Annotated in this window: 15 protein-coding genes and 1 pseudogene; 15 read left to right on the top strand and 1 reads right to left on the bottom strand. The window is 36.1% G+C overall.

Annotated elements, in window-relative coordinates; genetic code table 11:
* Positions 1-82 precede the first annotated feature (82 nt).
* From helD to ACERJO_RS02810, 4 genes and pseudogenes are all read left to right on the top strand, one after another.
* On the top strand, positions 83-2,389 hold the full coding sequence (gene helD / locus ACERJO_RS02825) for an RNA polymerase recycling motor HelD (protein WP_373646482.1): 2,307 nt from the start codon (positions 83-85) through the stop codon (positions 2,387-2,389).
* A 67-nt stretch (positions 2,390-2,456) separates the two neighbouring features.
* Complete coding sequence (locus ACERJO_RS02820) at positions 2,457-3,443, top strand: aldo/keto reductase (protein ID WP_373646481.1); 987 nt, start codon at positions 2,457-2,459, stop codon at positions 3,441-3,443.
* A 222-nt stretch (positions 3,444-3,665) separates the two neighbouring features.
* Complete coding sequence (locus ACERJO_RS02815; protein ID WP_373646480.1) at positions 3,666-4,295, top strand: CAP domain-containing protein; 630 nt, start codon at positions 3,666-3,668, stop codon at positions 4,293-4,295.
* A 218-nt stretch (positions 4,296-4,513) separates the two neighbouring features.
* Positions 4,514-4,588: pseudogene (locus tag ACERJO_RS02810) on the top strand (YjcZ family sporulation protein); the annotation flags it as partial.
* A gap of 229 nt (positions 4,589-4,817) precedes the next feature.
* On the opposite strand, the gene ACERJO_RS02805 reads toward ACERJO_RS02810, so the two are convergent.
* Positions 4,818-5,051 (bottom strand): hypothetical protein, encoded by a 234-nt coding sequence (locus tag ACERJO_RS02805; protein WP_252120741.1) that lies wholly within the window; start codon positions 5,049-5,051, stop codon positions 4,818-4,820.
* Between the two features lie 140 nt (positions 5,052-5,191).
* Here ACERJO_RS02805 and ACERJO_RS02800 point away from each other — a divergent pair, with 140 nt between their 5' ends.
* The 11 genes from ACERJO_RS02800 to ACERJO_RS02750 all read left to right on the top strand — a co-directional run bounded on the left by ACERJO_RS02800 (position 5,192) and on the right by ACERJO_RS02750 (position 21,992).
* Positions 5,192-5,884 (top strand): class I SAM-dependent methyltransferase, encoded by a 693-nt coding sequence (locus ACERJO_RS02800; protein WP_373646479.1) that lies wholly within the window; start codon positions 5,192-5,194, stop codon positions 5,882-5,884.
* Between the two features lie 299 nt (positions 5,885-6,183).
* A complete protein-coding gene (gene zwf / locus ACERJO_RS02795) occupies positions 6,184-7,665 on the top strand; it encodes a glucose-6-phosphate dehydrogenase (protein ID WP_247105449.1) in 1,482 nt (493 codons plus the stop codon).
* 78 nt (positions 7,666-7,743) lie between these two features.
* Entirely contained in the window at positions 7,744-8,607 is an 864-nt protein-coding gene (locus ACERJO_RS02790) for a 5'-3' exonuclease (protein ID WP_247105450.1), read from the top strand.
* A 766-nt stretch (positions 8,608-9,373) separates the two neighbouring features.
* Positions 9,374-12,802 (top strand): glycosyl hydrolase 115 family protein, encoded by a 3,429-nt coding sequence (locus tag ACERJO_RS02785; RefSeq protein WP_373646478.1) that lies wholly within the window; start codon positions 9,374-9,376, stop codon positions 12,800-12,802.
* 409 nt (positions 12,803-13,211) lie between these two features.
* Complete coding sequence (htpG, locus tag ACERJO_RS02780; protein WP_373646477.1) at positions 13,212-15,092, top strand: molecular chaperone HtpG; 1,881 nt, start codon at positions 13,212-13,214, stop codon at positions 15,090-15,092.
* A 295-nt stretch (positions 15,093-15,387) separates the two neighbouring features.
* The gene (locus tag ACERJO_RS02775) at positions 15,388-16,044 is read left to right on the top strand and encodes an RlpA-like double-psi beta-barrel domain-containing protein (protein ID WP_373646476.1); all 657 of its coding nucleotides are present in this window, start codon (positions 15,388-15,390) and stop codon (positions 16,042-16,044) included.
* Positions 16,045-16,411: 367 nt separating this feature from the next.
* The gene (gene isdC / locus ACERJO_RS02770) at positions 16,412-17,086 is read left to right on the top strand and encodes a heme uptake protein IsdC (protein ID WP_373646475.1); all 675 of its coding nucleotides are present in this window, start codon (positions 16,412-16,414) and stop codon (positions 17,084-17,086) included.
* 15 nt (positions 17,087-17,101) lie between these two features.
* Positions 17,102-19,174, top strand: coding sequence for an NEAT domain-containing protein (locus tag ACERJO_RS02765; protein WP_373646474.1), 2,073 nt, complete (start codon positions 17,102-17,104; stop codon positions 19,172-19,174).
* Positions 19,175-19,311: 137 nt separating this feature from the next.
* Positions 19,312-20,229, top strand: a complete 918-nt coding sequence (isdE, locus tag ACERJO_RS02760) for a heme ABC transporter substrate-binding protein IsdE (protein WP_373646473.1) — start codon at positions 19,312-19,314, stop codon at positions 20,227-20,229.
* Between the two features lie 19 nt (positions 20,230-20,248).
* Complete coding sequence (locus tag ACERJO_RS02755) at positions 20,249-21,235, top strand: FecCD family ABC transporter permease (protein WP_247105490.1); 987 nt, start codon at positions 20,249-20,251, stop codon at positions 21,233-21,235.
* Positions 21,222-21,992, top strand: a complete 771-nt coding sequence (locus ACERJO_RS02750; RefSeq protein ID WP_247105456.1) for an ABC transporter ATP-binding protein — start codon at positions 21,222-21,224, stop codon at positions 21,990-21,992. The genes ACERJO_RS02755 and ACERJO_RS02750 overlap by 14 nt, the downstream gene beginning before the upstream one ends.
* Positions 21,993-22,008: the final 16 nt, after the last annotated feature.

The raw sequence follows: 22,008 nt of genomic DNA, 5'->3' as shown, positions 1-22,008 counted from the left end.
AAAATGCTCACTAAGGTATAGATTTTACAGGTGTGATATATGATAATGAAAGCTACCGGTTAATAAGGAGTGACGTGTCTAAATGAATATTAGTCAGACAGACATAGTATATGAGCAAAAAAGAGTAAATAAAGTGATTGCATATATAGAACAACACATGAATCAATTAGAAGGTCAAATTGCAACAAGAGGTAACGATGTAACCTTTATAAAAAAGAATTTTTGGGAGGATGTTACTGTAAACCTGGATAATGATGAAGAGGCTGCTGAAACGTTTTCCAGTATCAAACAACAAGCAGAATTATTATCGGAACGTGAACGTTCACAAATGCATGATACGAGTCAATTAAAAAAGCTGGAACGTTTAAAGGATTCACCATATTTTGGGCGCATTGATTTTGTCGAAAAAGGTGAGTCTGATGTGGGTCAAATTTATATTGGGATTGCTTCACTTACGAATGAAGAAGGCTATGATTTTTACATCTATGATTGGCGTGCCCCTATAGCAAGTATGTATTATGATTTTGGTCCTGGTGAAGCATTCTATGAAACCCCTTTAGAGAAGGTTACGGGAGAGATAACTTTAAAGAAACAAATGCTTATTAGACAAGGGACAGTTAGACATGTCTTTGAAACAGGAATGACGATTGGAGATGATGTCTTACAGGAAGTATTGGGAAGTCAATCATCTGCGCAAATGAAAAGTATCGTATCCACGATTCAGCAGGAACAAAATCAAATCATTCGTAATGAGAGAAGTAAAATTTTGATTGTGAATGGTGTAGCAGGCAGTGGCAAAACATCGGTTGCAATGCAACGTGTCGCTTATCTTCTATATCGCTATCGTGAACAGATAAATGCTGACCAAGTTATCTTATTTTCACCAAATGCTTTGTTCAATCAATATGTGTCAGAAGTATTGCCAGAGCTCGGTGAGGAAAATATGCAACAAACGACATTTCAAGCGTATTTACATCATCGGTTAGGAAAACGCTGGAAGATAGAAGACCCCTATGACCAACTTGAATATGTTTTAACGAAGAAGGATGAAAACGATTATCTTCAAAGACTAGAATCTATTGACATGAAATCATCATACACATTCATGAAGGAAATGGACCGATTTATTCATACATTACGATCAGTTGGATTACCATTTCATCATGTTTATTTTCGCGGGGAGGTTCTATTTCAATCGAAATGGATTAGTGAACATTTTGATAAAACCGATTCATCATTATCGATTCCTAATCGACTAGAGCTATTAATTGAGACTCTTTTGAAGCACTTAGATATCTTTGAAAAGGAAGAACGAAAGCGAAATTGGGTATTAGATGAGATTGAACAGCTTTCTGATAGTGTCATTCAAACGGTTTATGAACGTATCGAACGTGAAAGTGATGGCTATGTAGATTCTGTTCGAGAGGAGTCATTGCTACGTGCGTTAATCGTTAAGAGAAAATTAAAGCCAATACGTGCGATGATTCGTCAGTTCGCATTTATTAATTTTCCTTTGTTATATGAACAGTATTTAAAATCGTTAAACCCTAAATTTTTCCCACAATATTTATATTTTAATGAAATGATTGAGACGACTGTTGCTCGATTAAAAAAACGGAAGTTGGTCTATGAGGATATGACACCATTCCTTTATTTGAGAAGTATGATTGAGGGCTTTGAAGTTAATATGACAATGAGGCATGTGTTTGTAGATGAGGCACAGGATTACTCACCATTTCAATTTGCATATCTAATAAAATTATTTCCAAAGGCTCGATTTACCATATTAGGTGATCTTCATCAATCAATTTATGCTCATTCCTATCGCATGGATTCGTTTCAGTTGTTTCACGAAACATCATTTTCAGAAAAAGTAGAATCATACTCGTTAACCAAAAGTTATCGTTCTACTAGACAAATTATTGATCTTGCTAGTGAAATCATTGACTCAGGAATTATTCCCTTTAATCGTTCTGGTGTAAAGCCAATGCTTATTCAAGTAAAGAATGAGGAAGAACGTCGTCAAAGAATCATTCAAGAAGCAAATCGTTTACAGAGAGAGCATAAAGGAAAGGTTGCAATTATTTGTAAATCTGATGAGCAAACGTATTTAGCTTACCATCAACTAAGCAGTGATTTAGATATTACCTATGTAAAGAAAGATACGTCAGAAATAAAAAGCTCGATTCAAGTGATTCCCGTGTACTTAGCAAAAGGGATGGAATATGATTGTGTCATTATTTATGATGCATCTCTACTTTCTTATTCAGAAGAAAAGGAACGAAACCTACTCTATACAGCCTGTACAAGAGCAATGCATTCTTTAACATTATATTATGAAGATACGCTCAGTCCTTTGTTACCAAAAAACAAAGATCTTTATACATGACAATGACTTAATACGTCATGTATAGTAAAAAAAGAAAGCGATTTCGTTTTATAGAGGGAGGCAAATGATGAAGTATAAACAATTAGGTAGTACGGATTTAAAGATAAGTGAATTAAGCTTTGGGACCTGGGCGATTGGTGGTGCTTGGGGACAATCTGACGATCAAGAAGCGATACAAGGATTACATCGAGCGATCGACTTGGGCGTTAATTTTTTTGATACAGCAGACGTATATGGTGATGGACATAGTGAAGAGTTAATCGCTAAAGCAACAAAAGGTAAAGAGAATGATATTTATATCGCTACAAAGTTTTGTCGCTCCGGTGATATTCATGACATTAATACGTATTCGCCTGAACAGGTTCGTGCCTATTGTGAAGCAAGCCTAAAACGATTAGAGAGGGAGCGAATTGATCTGTTTCAAGTCCACTGTCCTCCTTTTGAGATCATAAAAGAAGGTAGTGTCTTTCAAGTATTAGATGAATTACAACAAGAAGGGAAGATTCGTTATTATGGTGTAAGTGTTGAAACGGTTGAAGAAGGCTTGTATTGTATGGAAAACTATTCGAATGTGAGGGCATTACAAGTCATTTTTAATGTATTACGTCAAAAGCCATTAGAACAATTATTACCAAAAGCTATTGAAAAGCAAATTGGGATATTAGCTAGGGTTCCATTAGCAAGTGGGTTATTGACAGGGAAGTTTTCAAAAGATTCATCATTTTCAAGTGATGATCATCGTCATTTTAATCGCGATGGTACCGCATTTAATGTTGGGGAAACCTTTTCAGGTCTTCCGTTTGAAAAAGGTGTAGAGTTAAGTGAAAAAGTTAATTGGATGAAGGAAGGGCGAGGTTCATTAACACAAGCAGCCCTAAGATGGATTCTCGATCAAGAGGGAATAACTTGTGCAATCCCTGGATTTAAAACGGTCAAGCAAATTGAGGATAACCTTAAAGCCATTAACGTTTCCCCATTTACAAAACAAGAAATTGAAAAGCTTAGCTCGTTCTACAAAGAAGAAGTTCATCAACATATAAGAGGGGTTTATTAAAAAAAAGAGGCTCGATCAACATAGTTTTAGCAAAAACAAATGCTCATTCCTTTTCTCCAATAATTTTTGAATTTGATAGTTAACTATTAGAACTTTATATGTTGAATTTGTCCATATATTTGTTGCGAATGAAAAGCTTTAATCGAAGGTAATCGCTATGTATTGATTTAGATGAGGAAGGCAAACTAAGGAAGAAAAGACTTCTAGTGGAGGGATCCTTACATGAAAAGATTACGCCTGAGTTTTTTAGTCGCAATGGCTTTTGTCATTTGCCTTCCTTGCTTTGCTAATGCAGAAATGCAGACATTTAATGAACCACCTTTCTCACATTATAAAGTTTCGAGTGGAGACAGTTTTTGGTTTATTGCACAACGTTATGGTTTAGACTATCGTGAGCTAATGAGATTGAATCCTGATGTAGAGCCTTTAAATATGCATGTGGGAGAAGTCATTCGTTTAAAGCCAGAAGCATCGCATCATAGTACGTTTGAGGATCAAGTGGTTGCATTAGTCAATCAAGAACGAGCAAAAGTCGGTTTGCGTTCATTACAGCATAGGCAAGACCTAAAACATGTCGCCCATAAAAAAGCAGAGGATTTAATTAACTCAAATTATTTTTCTCATACTAGCCCTAACTACGGCTCACCATTCGATATGCTCCGTTCATTTGGTATTAGTTACCGAACCGCAGGAGAAAATATCGCTAAAGGTCAAACGACACCTGAGCAAGTAATGCAAGACTGGATGAATTCTCCTGGCCACCGAGAAAATATTCTTAAGCCGGAATATGACGCAATTGGGGTAGGATTTTATCATAGTGCATGGGTGCAAATGTTTATTCAAACACGGTAATGAATCAATTGCATACTCCAAAAGGGATTTCCGAAAGAATCATTATGATTTTCTGGAAATCTCTTTTTGTTTCGCTTCATATAGATTAACACAAGCTCTTTTAATGACGAAAACATACCATTCTCTTTTAACTTTCGCCCAATCAGAAAAAGCTATTTCTTCATACGTTAGTGAGTGTGAAGCAGGGATGCTTTAACAAAGAATGAAGGAGGATTTAAATGAGCACTTCAGGTTATTCTGGCGGTTTTGCGTTAATCGTTGTTTTATTTATATTGCTTGTGATCGTTGGTGCAAGCTGGTTAGGTACTGAATATGGTGGTTCTCCGTCATATGGTTATGGTGGTTATGGATTTTAATTGATGACAATCAATGAATCTGACTTATTTTAGACAGATCAAAACATTGTGTGAAGTCGCTACGGTTGTTAAAACCCTTAAAGGAGTAATTTTCTCCTTTAAGGGAAAGTAGCGGTTATTGTTAGCCATGTCCCCTGCTATTAAAACAGTCCAACATCCGTTTATTTTACCAGAAAAACAATGATGCTAGCGCGAGTCCTGCTATAAAGCCGAAAGCAATTGGATAGCCTCCCCATCCCCAGTAACCATAATTGAATCCACCAAATTCAGAGCTATCAGGTTGAATAAAGACATGGGTGTTTGTGACATGCGTAATGGTACCGACATGTTTTCTTCCGCATTTATCAGTAATGCAAACTCGTTGACCTTTATATTTACAACACATTTCATAATAGGACATGATCGTTTCCCCTTTCAAGTAAGTGTCTCCATGTATCCTATTACACAGCTGTCACATTGCTTGTGAGTAAGCCTATTTGTCATGTGAAATGTACAAAAGCCTTTGGTTATATATAAATGAAAAAGTTAGAGGAGGATACGATGAATTATCACGATTTGTTAAAAAAAATCTCGATTAATAGTGCACATCCAGGGGGTATAAATAGTACAAAAAGACTAGTGGGAAAAGAATCGATATCTAAAGAGAATTCGGTGTTAGAAATTGGGTGTGGTACAGGTGTGAGTGCTTCATTTATTTATAATAGAAGTCATAGTAATATAACTGTTATTGATCAAGATGAGGAAATGCTCCTGAGTGCAAAGGAAAGATTCCAATTGGAAAATCAATCTATTGAAGCTATACATGCTTCAGTTGAATCAATGCCATTTCGAGATGAGACGTTTGACTTTGTGTTCTCAGAGTCAGTTTTAGCTTTTGCTGATAAGCAGGCTATTTCTGAATGCTTTCGTGTTTTAAAAAAAGGAGGAAGGTTCATCCTGCATGAAATGATCATAACTGAACAAATGACAGACGAGGAGTTAATACAATTACAAAGTTTTTATCGATTTAAGCAATTTAATCAAAAAATTGATTGGTTCAATATCCTTCAAGAATCGGGGTTTACTCATATTGAAGAAGAATCACTAGATGGAACTCAATATAGTGTTAGTGATTTTCAACTAACAGATGAGATCGATAAGGAATCATGGGATATACTAGAACAGCACGTGAAATTGGTAACGAAATTTCGTTCTAAAATGACCAGTGCTATTTGGCGTTGTCAGAAAGAGTAAAAGTATAAATTTTCAGAAATCTCTTGACTATTCACGTTAGTCGGTTTATCATTTTTTGAATAATAATGAATTCTTAGACATAAAAAAACTTAATCATGACAAATAGAATGATTTTTAACAGAAGGGTGGAGGAAAGACCGTATAATTATGATTAAATCATTGATAATCTATATGTGAGCTTGGTTATTAAGGGTATGAAGTGGAATATGAAAAATCAGAATAGTTGATTTTTCATAGTAAAGTGCGATACATTTAAATACAGATCAAAAAGAGTCCTAAAGAAAAAGAGAGGCAAAATAATGGAATCAAATTACCCTAAAACGACAATGGTTATTTTTGGAGCGACAGGAGATTTAGCGAAAAGAAAGCTTTTCCCATCCATTTTCAGGCTTTTTAAAGCTGGCAAAATCTCAAATGAATTTGCAGTAGTTGGAGTCGCTCGTAGACAGTGGTCTGATGAAACGTTACGAGAAGTGATTAGTGAATCTTTAAAGGATGAAGATCCGAAGTTAGTGGAAGAGTTTAGTTCTCATTTTTATTATTTAGCATTTGACGTAACAAATAAAGAATCGTATCAAAAGTTAGATTTAATGCTTTCAAAACTTGAAGTGAAATACAACATACCAGGTAACCGTATTTTCTATATGGCTATGTCACCGCAATATTTTGGCACGATTGCCGTTAATTTGAAGCAAGAAAAAGTAACGAACACGAATGGTTGGACAAGATTAATGATTGAAAAACCATTTGGTCATGATTTACCATCTGCTCAGAAATTAAATAATGAAATAAGAGAAGCGTTCTCTGAAAATGAAATATATCGAATCGATCATTATTTGGGCAAAGAGATGGTGCAAAATATTGAAGTGATTCGCTTTGCGAATGCGATCTTTGAACCATTGTGGAACAATCAGTACATATCTAATGTACAAGTCACTTCAAGTGAAGTGCTTGGTGTTGAGGATCGTGGTGGCTATTATGAGCACTCTGGCGCATTGCGTGACATGGTACAAAATCATATGCTTCAAATGGTTTCACTTCTTGCAATGGATCCGCCGATTCGTTTAACGACTAACGAAATTCGTAGTGAGAAGATTAAGGTATTCCGTGCTTTACGCAAACTATCACTTGATCAAATTCAAGATTACGTTGTACGTGGACAGTACGGACCTGGTAAAGTTAATGGAAAAGAAGTAACAGGTTATCGTAGTGAAAAGAATGTTGATCCTGATTCAAATACGGAAACATTTGTCGCAGCTAAGCTTCTTATTGATAATCATCGTTGGGCAGGTGTACCATTTTATATTCGAACAGGAAAACGAATGAAGGCGAAGTCAACGAAAATTGTCATTGAATTTAAAAATCGTCCAATGAAACTATACTATAGTGAAAATGATGAATTGAAAGCGAACCTACTTGAAATTAATATCCAACCAGATGAGGGGATTACATTGCATTTGAATGGGAAAAAAGTAGGGAGCTCTGGAAGATCTATTCCAGTGGAATTAACATACAGCAATGATAGCGATGCGTCAACTAATACTCCAGAAGCATATGAACGATTAATTTATGATTGTATGCTAGGAGATGCAACAAACTTTGCCCATTGGGATGAGGTTGACTTATCTTGGACGTATATCGATACCATTTCCCAATCTTGGTCAAATGGTCACAGTGATTTAGCTATTTATGAATCAGGAACGATGGGGCCACAGGCTTCTGATGATTTACTATCTAAGGATGGATTCCAATGGTGGCCAGTCGTTGATGATGTTGACTAGAGTAAAGGACAATGCTCTAAGGGTTAATATAATCCTTAGAGCATTATTTTGCTTAAATTAAAAAGAAGGAGAAATGAGATGAGACCAAAAGTAATGCTTGTGGATGGAATGGCTCTTTTATTTAGGTCATTTTTTGCAACAGCAATGTCAGGATATTATATGATTAATAGTCAAGGGACACCAACAAATGCTATTCATGGAAGTCTGAAGCATTTGTTTATGGCCATTAATGAATTTAGTCCAACTCATGTGATCTGTTGTTGGGATATGGGAAGTAAAACATTCCGATCGGAAATTTATGAGCCTTATAAAGCAAATCGTGGAGAGCCTCCATTGGAATTAATTCCTCAGTTTGAATTAATAAAAGAAGTCATGTCAGAATTAACGATTCCAAACATTGGCTTAGAAGGATATGAAGCAGATGATTGTATTGGAACATTGGCAAAACAGTTGAAAGAAGAAAATGATGTGCTCATATTAACAGGAGATCAAGATATTCTACAGCTACTAGATGACCATGTCTCGGTCGTATTGTTAAAAAAAGGATACGGTAATTATCACACGTATACAAAGGAATCTTTCATTTTAGAGAAAGGCATCGCACCGATACAATTAATTGAGTTAAAAGCATTAATGGGGGATACGAGTGATAACTATCCTGGAGTGAAGGGGATTGGAGAGAAAACCGCTCTGCAATTATTATTAAAATACGATCATGTTGAGGGAATTAAAGAACAAGTCGCTTCATTAACACCAGCTCAACGAAAAAAAATTGAAGCAGATCATGAAATGATTGATATTTGTTATAAATTAGCGGCCATACATTGTGAAGTACCGATAGAATGTCAATTAGAAGAAGCGTACCTTGATATTGATCGTAATCGAGCAATGGATATGATAACAAAACTTGAGCTAAAAGGAATTGACCATTTTCTAAAATAAATGATGAGGCTAGGACAAAGGTGTTTTGGTAAATGAAAATCGAAAAAATATAGAACGGTGTACATAAATCGCTCCTGAAAGATACTTGGCTTTCCTCGGGAATCTGCGGACCGATTTTCCAGATATCGTTATCTATACATGCTAGTCTCAAAGATCCAGGCTACTTTAAAAGAATAAACGAAAATAACCATTTATCTGAAAAAATATTATGATAGATGGTTATTTTTAGCGCTTACGATGAGACATAGGAAAAGTTTTCCTCTTGGCATGAAGGTGAAGGGAGGCCGCTGAAAAAGTGTGATTTTCACTTTTTCAGCGGCCTCAGGGGAAGGGCAGATTGAAATCCACCGGCGCAGCCGGTTCGTTCAACGCCCGCCTGCGGAAAGCGTGCCCCATCCCGGGAGCGAGGGCAAAGCTCCCTTTCAAGTCCGAAGTAAACGAGCACTTTTTCAGTGGCCACAGGATAGGGCTAGTAGAAATCCACTAGCGTAGCGAGTTAGGTTTGTGGCTGCCTACAGGGAGCGAGTTCTCATTCTAGTAGAGTTGTTTTTTTAACTTCCCTAAAATAAGTAATAGTATTGAGCTTATCTAGGTATAAACTATTTGACTTATAATGGATATGAAAGTAGGCTAGTGGAATTCCTCTTTTACTTAGAGAATTAAAACTTTTACTGTATAAATTGAAGAATTTCTAGAAAGCAAGGTTGTAGCGTTGAAATCTTTAGTAAAATGTAACCGTTATCAAGAAAAAAGAGGAGTGTAGTGTATGTTTGGGCAATCCTATATTGAATACGAGTCATCTTCTAATAATGTGAAGATTATCTCGAGAGAAGAAAAGATATCCGTGCTTCTGTCTGAAAATGATTATCCAGGAGTCATAAGAGCTACAGCTGATTGGCAAGTTGATGTGGAAAAAGTAAACTCTGTTTATCCTATTAGAGTTGAAGAAGAAGCTGAATTGTTTGGAAAAGTAGTAATCATTGGTACAATGGGGAAAAATGATGTCATTGATCAATTAATAGCTGCAGAAAAGCTTAATTGTCAGGATTTAGTTGGTAAATGGGAGTCATTTGTCATTCAAACAATTGACAATCCATTTCCTAACGTGGATCAAGCATTGGTTATTGCAGGAAGCGACAAACGTGGGACCATATTTGGAATATATGACTTTTCTGAGAAAATGGGTGTTTCCCCTTGGTATTGGTGGGCTGATATGCCTATTGTTAAGCATGAAACAATATATGTAAAGAAAGGAGTACATAAACAAGGAGAACCATCTGTTAAGTACCGTGGTATTTTTCTAAACGATGAAGGTCCTTCGTTAATGGAATGGGTGCGCACAAATTACATAGATTTCACACATGAGTTTTACGAGAAAATTTTTGAATTAACCTTACGCTTAAAAGCAAATTATCACTGGCCGGCAATGTGGGACAATACGTTTTATGAAGATGACCCACTTAATGCTGAAATCGCTGATTATTATGGGGTTGTGATGGGAACATCTCATCATGAACCAATGCTCAGGCCTCATGGTGATTGGAAAGTACATAATAAAGGCCCTTGGGATTATGCATTGAATGAAGAATATCTTTATCAATTTTGGGAGGAAGGTATCAAAAGAAGCAAGCACTATGAGAGCGTTGTAACACTAGGGATGCGTGGTGATGGAGATGAAGCTATGGGAGGAGATCTTTCTTTCCAAGGGAAAATTGAATTGTTACAAAAAATTGTAGCTGATCAAAGAAAGATGATTGCTGAACATATGAATGAAGATGTTACTAAAGTACCTCAGTTGTGGGCTCTTTATAAAGAAGTTCAAGATTATTATGAGAATGGAATGCGAGTTCCAGATGACATAACGTTATTATGGGCTGATGATAACTTTGGTAATTTGCGCCGCGTTCCTACAGAAGAGGAACGGCAACGAAAAGGTGGAGCAGGTATTTATTATCATTTGGATTATGTAGGTGGTCCTCGATCGTATAAATGGGTGAACTCTGTTCCACTTCAAAAGATTTGGGAGCAAATGCATAAAGCGTATCATTATGGAGCTAATCAAATTTGGATATTAAATGTTGGTGATCTAAAACCAATGGAATTTCAACTCGAATATTTCCTACGCATGGCATGGAATATGAATGATTTTAATCGAGATTACAGTTGGGAATATAGTGTTGAGTGGGTGAAGAGACATTTTGGAGAGGAGTATGCAGATGATATTGCTTATATTATTAATCGATACTCAAAGTTTAATGGACGGTTAAAGCCAGAACAATTAAACAATGTAGAGCTATATAGTCTGCTAAACTATGATGAAGCAGAAAGGGTAATGGAGGATTTTCAGGAAATAACCGACTTAGCTGAACAAATTTATGAAAAGCTACCAGAATCGTTAAAGGATCCATTCTTTCAAATTGTCTTATATCCGACGAAGGCTTCTAAACAAGTTCTAGAGCTGCATATTAAAGCTGAGATCAGTAAATTATACGCGAAGCAAGAGCGAATTGCGACTAACATTGCAGCAAGAGAAGCGGAGTTATTGTTTGAACAGGATCACTTATTGTCCTTTGATTACAATAAAAGAACGTCTCTCGGTAAATGGAATCATATGATGGATCAAACACATATAGGGTATACGTATTGGCAACAGCCTGAACAAAATACGATGCCGACTGTAAAACGAATGAAACCCCAAATGGAAGGGGAAATGGGGATTGCTGATTACGATGCTCTTCACTTTAATTCCTTTACGAGGCAATGTCGTGTGATTGATATTTATAACAAAGGTACAGCTCCGTTTTTGTACAATGTAAAAGCCAACGTAAACTGGCTAAAAATCGATTCCGAAGAAGGAGTCATTATCCAGGAAAAGAAAATAGTCGTAGATATTGATTGGGAGAATGCACCAAAAGGTCACGATGTAGAGTCATTTATAACGGTAACAGGTTCAGAAGGTTCTGCTGTTCAATTACGCGTAACTCTATTTAATCCAATTGAGCCGAATCGTGAGTCACTTGTTGGGTTTATGGAAACAGATGGGTATATTTCGATTGAAGCGGAGCATTACACGAATAAAATAGATAGTCAGGAAGCGCGTTGGGATGTGATCCCTGATTATGGACGGACATTATCATCTATGGCTGTCTTTCCTGTAACTACACCAAGTGTGCATCCTCCTCACAATTCACCTTGTTTAGAATATCAAGTTTATTTAACGAACCCTGGGAAATTAGACGTTCACACATTCATTGCGCCTACGTTAAATTTCATTTCAGACCAAGGTTTACGATTTGGAATTTCATTTGATGATCAGCCAATACAGATTGTCGATGCGATAAAGTACAAAGATACGGGATTTGATGAAGGGGATTGGGCTCAAAGTGTAATAGTTAATGTTAGAAAAAGCACAACAACCCACTGCATTGAAAAGATGGGGTATCATACGCTTAAAATATGGATGGTTGACCCAATCGTTGTTCTTCAAAAACTTGTCATTGACACAGGTGGGCTTAAAAAAAGTTATTTAGGACCACCTGAAAGCTATTACGGAGGGAAAATAGATACAATTCAAGCAAATCGTCACTCTATTGATTCTTATATCATTCCAGGTAGATTAGAAAAAATAGATAAAGTTTTTCATTTTTATAAATCTGTTGATCTATTCGTTGAAAAGGATGGGGCGTATGAAATGGAATTAAATACGGTTGGTATTGGATCTATAAAATTAGTAATAGGTGATGAGGAATATGAAATCGTTTCTACCGAGAATCAGGAACAAAGGAAATTCAAAATGTATTTGAAAGCAGGCTATTGTAAAATGAATGAAGTTGAGGTTAAGGGTGATGTTTCAGTTCAGAACATAAAAGCGAAATTAGAAGATGAAGATGTTATTAAAATAAAACCAACTATTCGAATCGATCCGGAGCAGGATGATCAAATAATTGTACAAACATCATTATACAATTCTGATCACTATTCTCATTTATATACACTAAGAGTAGAACTAAAGAATCAAAATAGTCAGTCATTAGGGGTTTCTGTACTTAAAGGAAGATTAGCTAGATCAGCAAAGGAAATGCATAATCTTATATTTGACCGCCAACAACACACACAATTTCAATTGAAAATCACTTTGCTTGATCAAAAGAGTAAAAAGGAATATCAATTCAATAAAAACTTTGTCCTATCATAAAATATACTTCGCCTTTCGCGGAAAGCTAAAACTTCCTCATGCTACGCAAGGGCACTGAAAAAGTTTGGTTCTCAACTTTTTTGGTGTCCCTTAAGCAATGTTCGAAACCGCTGTCTGTTTTGAAAGCTTGATGCGAGTGGGCTTCTTGTATCAAGCGCGCAACGTGTGAAGCCATTGATAGTCCAACCAAAGATACGTAAAAATTCGAAGTGGACTCCCTTTCATCCAGCAGGATTTTGCGTATCTTTCAGCTTCTTTAAAAGGTGAAACTCTTTCTAGTAGAAGTGAGATTTTACATTCTTATCCGAGTGAAGACGTTGACGTGTAAGCGAAAATATGGTAAAAAAACATTAGTGTTAGCACTCTATGTATTCGAGTGCTAATAGACAACTGAAAGGGGTAATGAATAATGGCAAAGAAACAGTTTCAAGCAGAATCAAAACGTCTGTTAGAAATGATGATTAATTCTATTTACACGCAAAAAGAAATTTTTCTTCGGGAATTAATTTCGAACGCAAGTGATGCTATTGATAAGATGTATTATAAAGCATTAACGGATGAATCTATTCGATTTGAACAGGAAGATTATTACATAAAGGTTGAATTTAATAAAGACGAACGAACATTAACAGTAACGGATACTGGAATTGGTATGACTGAGGATGAGCTTGAGACTCATTTAGGAACGATTGCTAAGAGTGGTTCTTTAGCATTTAAAAGTGAAAACGAAATTAAAGATGGCCATGATATTATTGGTCAGTTTGGTGTTGGGTTTTATTCGGCCTTCATGGTAGCTGATAAATTAACGGTCATTAGTAAATCAATTGATAGTGATCAAGCTTACAAATGGGAATCAGACGGTGTAGATGGTTACACAATTGCGCCAGCGGAAAAAGATTCAATCGGGACAGTTATTACGTTAACGATTAAAGAAAATACAGAGGAAGAAAATTACGATGAGTTTCTTGAAGAGTATCGTTTAAAGTCAATTATTAAGAAATATTCTGATTTTATCCGTTACCCAATTAAAATGGACATTATTGAACGACATAAAAAAGAAGATAGTGAAGATGAATGGGAAGAGTATTCAGAAGAAAAAACGGTTAATAGCATGGTTCCAATTTGGCGCAAAAATAAAAGCGAATTAACTGATGAGGATTATGAAAACTTTTATCAAGAGAAGCATTATGGTTTTGATAAGCCTTTGAAGCACATTCATATTAGTGTAGATGGTGCTGTTCGATACCATTCAATTTTATATATTCCAGAAACGATTCCATTTGATTTTTACTCTAAAGAATTTGAAAAAGGGCTAGAGTTATATTCAAGTGGTGTGCTTATAATGGATAAATGCTCTGATTTACTCCCAGACTATTTTAGTTTTGTAAAAGGGATGGTTGACTCTGAGGATTTATCTCTCAATATTTCTCGTGAAATTTTGCAGCATGATCGCCAATTAAAGCTCATTGCCAAAAATATAAAAAATAAAATTAAGAGTCAGCTGCTAACGTTGTTGAAAAATGATCGTGAAAAGTATGAGAAGTTTTATGAGTCATTTGGCCGACAATTAAAATATGGCGTATATTCGGATTATGGAGCAAATAAAGAAGTGCTACAGGACTTATTAATGTTCTATTCTTCTATAGAAAAAAAGCAGGTGACGTTGGATGAGTATGTTTCACGAATGCCTGAGGAGCAGAAATATATATATTATGCAACAGGTGAATCCTATGATCGGATTGAGAAATTACCGCAAATAGAAGCTGTGAAGGATAAAGGGTATGAAGTATTATACTTTACGGAAGATGTGGATGAATTTGCGATTAAAATGTTAGCGAGCTATAAAGAAAAAGAGTTTAAATCCGTTGCTAGTGGTGATCTAGGCATTGAAGATGAAGAGTCAAATAAGTCAGAAGAGAATGAGCAAAATCATAAAGAATTATTCGATAAAATGAAATCATTGCTTTCTAGTAAAGTAAAGGATGTACGTGTCTCAAAACGTCTAAGAACGCATCCAGTGTGCTTTGCTACTGAAGGTGAACTGTCAATCGAAATGGAAAAAGTATTAAAGTCGATGCCCGATAATAACCAAAATATTGAAGCGGATAAAGTGTTAGAAATCAATGTTAATCATGATGTCTTTCATTCATTACAAAAGGCATTTGAGCAAGATGAGGAAAAACTAAAGCTATACACGAATTTACTATATAATCAAGCACTTTTAATTGAGGGATTACCTGTTCAAGATCCAGTAGAATTCACGAACGACATGTGTAAAGTAATGGTATAAATGACGGAGAAAAAGTAGCAAAAGCAAGGGCACTGAAAAAGTTTGTTTTTTAACTTTTTCGGTGCCCTTTTAAGAAATGTACGAAACGGTTGCCTATTTTGAAATGTTTGCTACGGGTGGATTTATCGTACCACTGAAAAAGTTGATTTGTATTTTTAGTGGCTACGTAAAAGCTGATTTTTCTTTTTAGGTTAATGATTTAAAACTTATATTTTGCATTTAACTGTCACAGGTTAAGCTCCTACGAACATAGGCTATGGTGGAAAGACATAAGTGAGGATAGGAGGAATTTAGTGTGTATGTAAATGGCTACAATCCTTATGCTTACCCAGTTGTTCAATACGAACCAATGAGACATTCATATTCTCCATATCGTCATCTACCACAGCATCAATTCAGCAATAGTTGGAGGGAGCAAACGATTTCAGGTGATGCGACTTGGACAAATGGAGGGCCAACAACTCAATGTGGTTTACCGTGGACTATGAATCAATCTATGACAGCTGCAGTAAGTGAACAATCAACTTATCGATGTGGAGATACATTAAGAGTTCGTAATCGAAATAACCAACGTGAGTTAACGGTCATAATAGTCGATACAGTACCGAATTTCCCGTCAAATCGAATTAATTTACATCGTCAAGCATTTGAAGCATTAGGAGCACAATTGGACGAAGGTCTTATCCCTGTAGACATAACGTCAATAACTCCTATAGAAGAGGATCCATGGAGCCCGTATTTGCAAAGAATTGTTCAAAGTGCTTTTCCAAACTACCAAATAATCAACGAGGAATTAATGGAGGAAGAAGCGATCGATACATCTCATGTTAGGAGAACCTATGAATTAATGTTACAATCGCCTCAGGAATCAATACGAGTACAAGCAAAAGTCAATTATAATCCGACAACAAATCGTGTGATATCGTTCGATCTTCAAGAGTTAAATGAATAAGCTCAATATATCATTGTGTGAACACTGAGAAGGTATTATTTCCCTTTATCAGTGTTTTAATTTAGCATGAAAATAATGAAATCATCATTGTTTATGATTGACAAAATTTTCATTGTTCGTTAATATAGATTCGAATACATATTAGAGAGGAAGTGATCGTTCGAAAGGAAGGCTTGTATTTGTAGAGGAGGGGTGAGATTAAGTAGAATTGTGACAGCACATATTTTCATAAGCAAGTTATTTTTTATACTTTCTAATTGAGAATAATAATCGATATCGGGATTCGTATGCTGCAATGCGAACTTTTTTTGTAGGTGTTATTGAGAATAATAATCAATAGCAACAATCGAGGAAAAGGAGAAAGAGAATGCCATTAAAAAAGATTTCTATGAAACTACTATTGTTGCTTACATTCATCGCTTTGTTCATGATTCCGTTCCAAGTATTTGCATCTCCTGATCTTGAGGATGGTACATATACGATTGGGTACACGGTTTTACATGCTGATAATGATTCTGCTTCAATAGCAAACGATTATTGGGAGAAACCAGCAGCACTCTATGTTGAGAATGGACAAATGAAACTTGAGATGACACTAAACCATAGCTCATGGATTACTGAATTTAAGACACCGGTAAGCGGTAGCTATCAGGATGTAAATGTTATCCGAACAGACGATGCAGCCGATAAACGAGTTGTACAATTTCCCGTTGATGACCTATCAAGTCCATTAGCCTCACACATTCATGTTATTGTAGAGGACATCAATTATGACCATAGCTACACAGTTCGTTTTGATTTTGATTTGAATCAAATCAATCCGGCAAGTGTACAAAGCGAATCAGAAGGTGAGCAAGAAGAAAATAATGGATCAGTAGCTCAGACAGAGGATGACGATGAAAATGGAGCTCAAGGGGGAGCAACGAATCAAGAAGCAAATCCACAAACGAGTGATCAGTCATTTATTTGGTTATATGTACTCGTTACAATCGTATTCGGTTTCATTTTAGTTAAAAGAGTCCATGCTTTAGGAAGACCATAAAGGAGTTAAAAAATAATGAAATTAAAATTCAAACAATTGACCATTCTTAGTTTAATATTTTTATTGATTTTCTCATCATTTAGTTCGATCGCAGTTGCTGAAACTGAAGGTCAAACACTTCAAAATGGTGAGTACGAGATTCATTTTTCAGTTTTAAAAGATGGAACAGATGAAACTTCTGTTATGGACGGATATACTGAAAAGCCAGCTTCATTATATGTCAGTGACGATGAATTAACGGTTGATTTGACACTTACGAGTAGTGATTGGATTAAAGTGTTCCAAACAGATATAAACGGAACTTTTACAGACGCGGAAGTCATTTCAGAAAATGAGGAAGAGGATACTCGTGTCGTTCGTTTCCCTGTTACCAATTTATCATCAAAGCTTGATGTATTTACACATGTAGTTATTCCATTCATCAATTATGACAATGAATATGTTGTTCAAATCACTTTTGATGAAGATTCACTTGAGGTTGTTGAATTAGAGGAGTTACCTGAGCCTGTACCTGCACTTGAATTAGCAGATGGGACATATACGATTGATTTTGAAGCTCTACATGCAACGGAAGACCGTGCATCAGCAATGGCAGGGTATTTAACGAACCCCGCAACTCTCTCAGTAGCAGGAGAGAATGTGTCCTTAACACTTGAAATTCAAGAGAGAGAAGGACAAGAATTAACGGATGTACGCTTGCTGCATAACGGAGAGTTCAAAAGTGGGACAGTAGAAAGTGAGAATGAAGAAGAGCTATCAAGAGTTGTAACGTATGATATAAATGCGGTAGCTGAGATAGCAGCAGAAGTAGATATGTATGTAGCTGCAGCAAACTATAGCAATACCCAATCATTCCGTATCGTATTAGATGAGGAGTCCGCACAACTGCTTCAAGAAGATGAAGGGAGCAATGAAGACGAAGAGTCTAATGAAGAAGAATCAAATGAAAATGAAGGTGATGAAGCAAACGACCTTCAATTAGCAGATGGGACATATACGATTGATTTTGAAGCTCTACATGCAACGGAAGACCGTGCATCAGCAATGGCAGGGTATTTAACGAACCCCGCAACTCTCTCAGTAGCAGGAGAGAATGTGTCCTTAACACTTGAAATTCAAGAGAGAGAAGGACAAGAATTAACGGATGTACGCTTGCTGCATAACGGAGAGTTCAAAAGTGGGACAGTAGAAAGTGAGAATGAAGAAGAGCTATCAAGAGTTGTAACGTATGATATAAATGCGGTAACTGAGATAGCAGCAGAAGTAGATATGTATGTAGCTGCAGCAAACTATAGCAATACCCAATCGTTCCGTATCGTGTTAGATGAGGAGTCCGCACAATTAGTTCAAAATCATGAAGAAGAAAATGAAGAGTCTAATGAAGAAGAAATAGATGAAAATGAAGACGGCAATCATGATGATGGTGTGATCGAAAACGAAGATGATGAGTTTGATGAAGGCACATATACAATTGACTTTACTGTTTACAAAAATCAAACAACAGATATTTCTGTCATGGATGAGTATACAGTGAAGCCAGCTCACCTAATGATCGAAGGAGATACACAAACAGTTGAAATGACTTTAACACATAGTGATTGGATTAAAGTATTTCAAACAGAAAAGAATGGTAACTATGTTGATGTAGAAGTTGTTTCAGAAGATTCAAGTGAAAATACGAGAACCGTACAATTTGAAGTAGAGGATTTATCGCAGTTATTACATGCGTATACAGAGGTCTATTTTGAAGAACCATTTTTATATGATGGTAAATATGAGGTTCAAATTGCCTTCGACCTAGAGAGTATGGAAGTATTTGATGAGAATACATCGAATGAAGACGATACGAACGGAGAAAACGAACATAACAATAACAATAACAATAACAATAATTCAACTAATAAGGATGTTGACGATTTAACGATTAATCGTGATGGGCAAGATCACGACAATGATAAGAATGATCCATCAACAAATCAAGAAACCAACGCGAAAACTGCAGACAGAGCTATGATTGGTGGGTTGATACTGTTAATGTTAACGTCAGGAATTTGGCTTTTCCGTAAGTATCGTCTCGGAACATTGTAACATATTATCTATTGAAAAGCGTTAGATTGAAAGCTTGATAGCTTAAGAGAGTGGAGGTATTGCAAAAGAATAAAATCATTCTTTTGATAATGCCTCTCTTTCATTTCAAAGGTTTATGAATAGAGGTGGAAAGAATCGTGAAAAACATGAAATGGTTTGTAATGATAGCAACACTACTTATGGTTGTTGGCTGCGCAAATGAAGAACCACCAAATGAAGAACACACAAAATCTGATCAGACGATGACAGCGTCCAAAGAAATAGATGAACAGATCGAAGAGGTGCATCGCATTGTTTCCACAACTGTTGCAGCAACTGAAATTTTTGATGCATTGGAAATTGATTTAGTTGGAATTCCAACTAGCTATAAAGATCTTCCTGGAAGATATGATGGAGTACAGCAGGTAGGAAATCCGATGAATCCAGATATGGAATTAGTTAAGTCACTGCAGCCGACTGATGTTATGTCTGTAACAACATTACAAACAGATTTAGAAGATATATTTGAAGCTGTGGATCTTCCTGTAACCTTTTTAAATTTTCAAAGTGTTGATGAGATGCTCTCAGAAATTCAATTTATCGCTGAACGTTTTAATAGAGAGGAAGAAGCGACTGAGCTGATTTCAACGATTCATGATCAGTTTCAGGTCATTGAAGAGAAAGCACAAGGTAACGAGGAACAAACCGTATTAATTTTAATGGGGGTACCTGGAAGTTATTTAGTTGCTACTGAACATTCTTACATAGGTGACTTAGTGAAGAGAGCTGGGGGAGTAAATATTGTTGAGGGTGAGGATGTCGAGTATTTAGCTTCTAATACAGAATATCTCCAACAAGCAAACCCAGATATCATTTTACGAGCTGCTCACGGAATGCCAGATGAGGTTGTTGAAATGTTTGATGAAGAATTTGCAACAAATGATATTTGGAAGCATTTTAAAGCAGTCCAAGACGATCGAGTATATGACTTAGAAGAAGAGTTGTTTCCAACAACAGGTAACTTAGCTGTCATTGAAGCTATGGATGTTCTCTATGACATGTTATATCCAGAATAAAATGAGGTAGAATCGTATGATGAGAAAAAAAATAGTCAGCATGATCTTAGTAACTGTATTGCTCTTAGTGGTCGCAATTTATTCCGCTATTACGGGTAGTATTCAGGTGGGAATGAATGAACTCATTAGTGGATTGATTTCTGGTACAAATGAAGAAGTACAGGTAATAAAAGACCTTAGATTACCTCGCATTATTATTGCTATGTTTGCAGGTGCTGCATTAGCTGTAGCAGGTACTCTACTACAGGCTGTTATGAGAAATCCACTAGCTGATTCTGGCATCATCGGAATATCTGCAGGTGCGGGGTTTACCTCGATATTAGCTGTTAGTTTCTTTCCAACGCTTTACTTTTGGTCACCACTATTTGCATTTATAGGAGGTGCTATAGCTTGTATTCTCGTGTATCTCTTTTCATGGAAATCGGGTTTAAGTCCTGTGCGCATGATTCTAGTTGGTGTCGCGATTAATGCCGTCTTTAGTGGGTTAAGTGATACGTTTAATTATCGAGGTAGCTATACAGTAACAAGTATTAGTCCGACAACAACCTCGACTTTAGCGATGAGAACATGGCGCGATGTTGAAATGATGGTTAGTTTTGGATCAATTGGCCTTGTATGTGCTGTAGTGCTTTTTGCAACATGTAATGTATTAGCTTTACAAGATAAAACGGTAAAGAATTTAGGAGTTTCGGTGATTCGATCAAGAGTGTTTGTTTCAGCTGTAGCTGTTCTTCTAGCTGCTGCTTCTACTGCAGTAGCTGGCTTGATTGCTTTCATTGGTTTACTTATCCCACACATATCAAGATATTTTGTCGGATCAGACCATAAATGGCTCATTCCATTTTCAGCTGTAGCTGGTGCATTATTGTTACTTCTTGCTGATACGTTAGGGAGAACGATTATTGCGCCAAATGAAATACCCGCTTCAATTATAATGGCGATTATTGGTGGGCCATTTTTAATCTTTCTGTTAAGAAGGAGTGACCACATTCATGGAAATTCGTAATGTTGACTACTCATATCAACAGCGTATTAAAACGTTAAGTGACATATCTATGACAGTACCAAAAGGACAAATCACGACTATCATTGGTCCAAATGGTTCTGGGAAATCAACATTACTACAATTGATGTCACGGCATTTAACACCGGGGAAAGGTGAAATGCTATTAGACGGAAAGAACATCTCACTATACTCAACAAAAGAATTTGCTCGTAAAATTGCTGTTGTTCATCAACAAAATGATGCTCCTAACGATATGACAGTAGAGCGTTTGATAGAATATGGTCGTCTTCCATATAAAAAGCTACTGCAAATGAAGCAAAAGGAAGATTACGATATCATCGCTTGGGCTTTAAAATGCACGAATTTAGAGGATAAAAAGGATGTTGTACTAAATCGATTATCAGGAGGAGAGAGACAAAGAGTTTGGATTGCAATGGCTCTAGCACAAAAAACAAATTATTTATTTTTAGATGAACCGACAACTTATTTAGATTTATTTCATCAGTATGAAATTCTAGAATTAATTACTCAATTGAATCAATTAAATAGCATGACGATTGTTATGGTTTTACATGATTTGAATCAAGCTATTAAATATAGTGATCAACTAATTATCATGAAAGATGGAGCCATTGTTAAACATGGTAAACCTGCTGAAGTGATGAATGAGCAAATCATTAAGGAAATTTATAGATTAGATGTACTAATGAAATCGGATAAAGATGCAGGGCTCTATATCGTACCAATAGGAGTTTAAAGAGAAAGAGGTTGAG

Source organism: Halalkalibacter sp. AB-rgal2, assembly GCF_041821005.1.
Lineage (GTDB): Bacteria > Bacillota > Bacilli > Bacillales > Bacillaceae_D > Halalkalibacter.
Note: the sequence above shows the minus strand (reverse complement) of the source record. Positions and strands in the feature narration are given on the sequence as shown.

Excerpts from the sequence above, each read along its gene's own strand:
- ACERJO_RS02815 (WP_373646480.1), top strand. The coding sequence starts at position 3,666 with ATGAAAAGATTACGCCTGAGTTTTTTAGTCGCAATGGCTTTTGTCATT.
- ACERJO_RS02755 (WP_247105490.1), top strand. The coding sequence starts at position 20,249 with ATGAGAAAAAAAATAGTCAGCATGATCTTAGTAACTGTATTGCTCTTA.
- ACERJO_RS02800 (WP_373646479.1), top strand. The coding sequence starts at position 5,192 with ATGAATTATCACGATTTGTTAAAAAAAATCTCGATTAATAGTGCACAT.
- isdC (WP_373646475.1), top strand. The coding sequence starts at position 16,412 with ATGCCATTAAAAAAGATTTCTATGAAACTACTATTGTTGCTTACATTC.
- ACERJO_RS02785 (WP_373646478.1), top strand. The coding sequence starts at position 9,374 with ATGTTTGGGCAATCCTATATTGAATACGAGTCATCTTCTAATAATGTG.
- htpG (WP_373646477.1), top strand. The coding sequence starts at position 13,212 with ATGGCAAAGAAACAGTTTCAAGCAGAATCAAAACGTCTGTTAGAAATG.
- ACERJO_RS02820 (WP_373646481.1), top strand. The coding sequence starts at position 2,457 with ATGAAGTATAAACAATTAGGTAGTACGGATTTAAAGATAAGTGAATTA.
- ACERJO_RS02805 (WP_252120741.1), bottom strand. The coding sequence starts at position 5,051 with ATGTCCTATTATGAAATGTGTTGTAAATATAAAGGTCAACGAGTTTGC.
- ACERJO_RS02750 (WP_247105456.1), top strand. The coding sequence starts at position 21,222 with ATGGAAATTCGTAATGTTGACTACTCATATCAACAGCGTATTAAAACG.
- helD (WP_373646482.1), top strand. The coding sequence starts at position 83 with ATGAATATTAGTCAGACAGACATAGTATATGAGCAAAAAAGAGTAAAT.
- ACERJO_RS02790 (WP_247105450.1), top strand. The coding sequence starts at position 7,744 with ATGAGACCAAAAGTAATGCTTGTGGATGGAATGGCTCTTTTATTTAGG.
- ACERJO_RS02765 (WP_373646474.1), top strand. The coding sequence starts at position 17,102 with ATGAAATTAAAATTCAAACAATTGACCATTCTTAGTTTAATATTTTTA.
- zwf (WP_247105449.1), top strand. The coding sequence starts at position 6,184 with ATGGAATCAAATTACCCTAAAACGACAATGGTTATTTTTGGAGCGACA.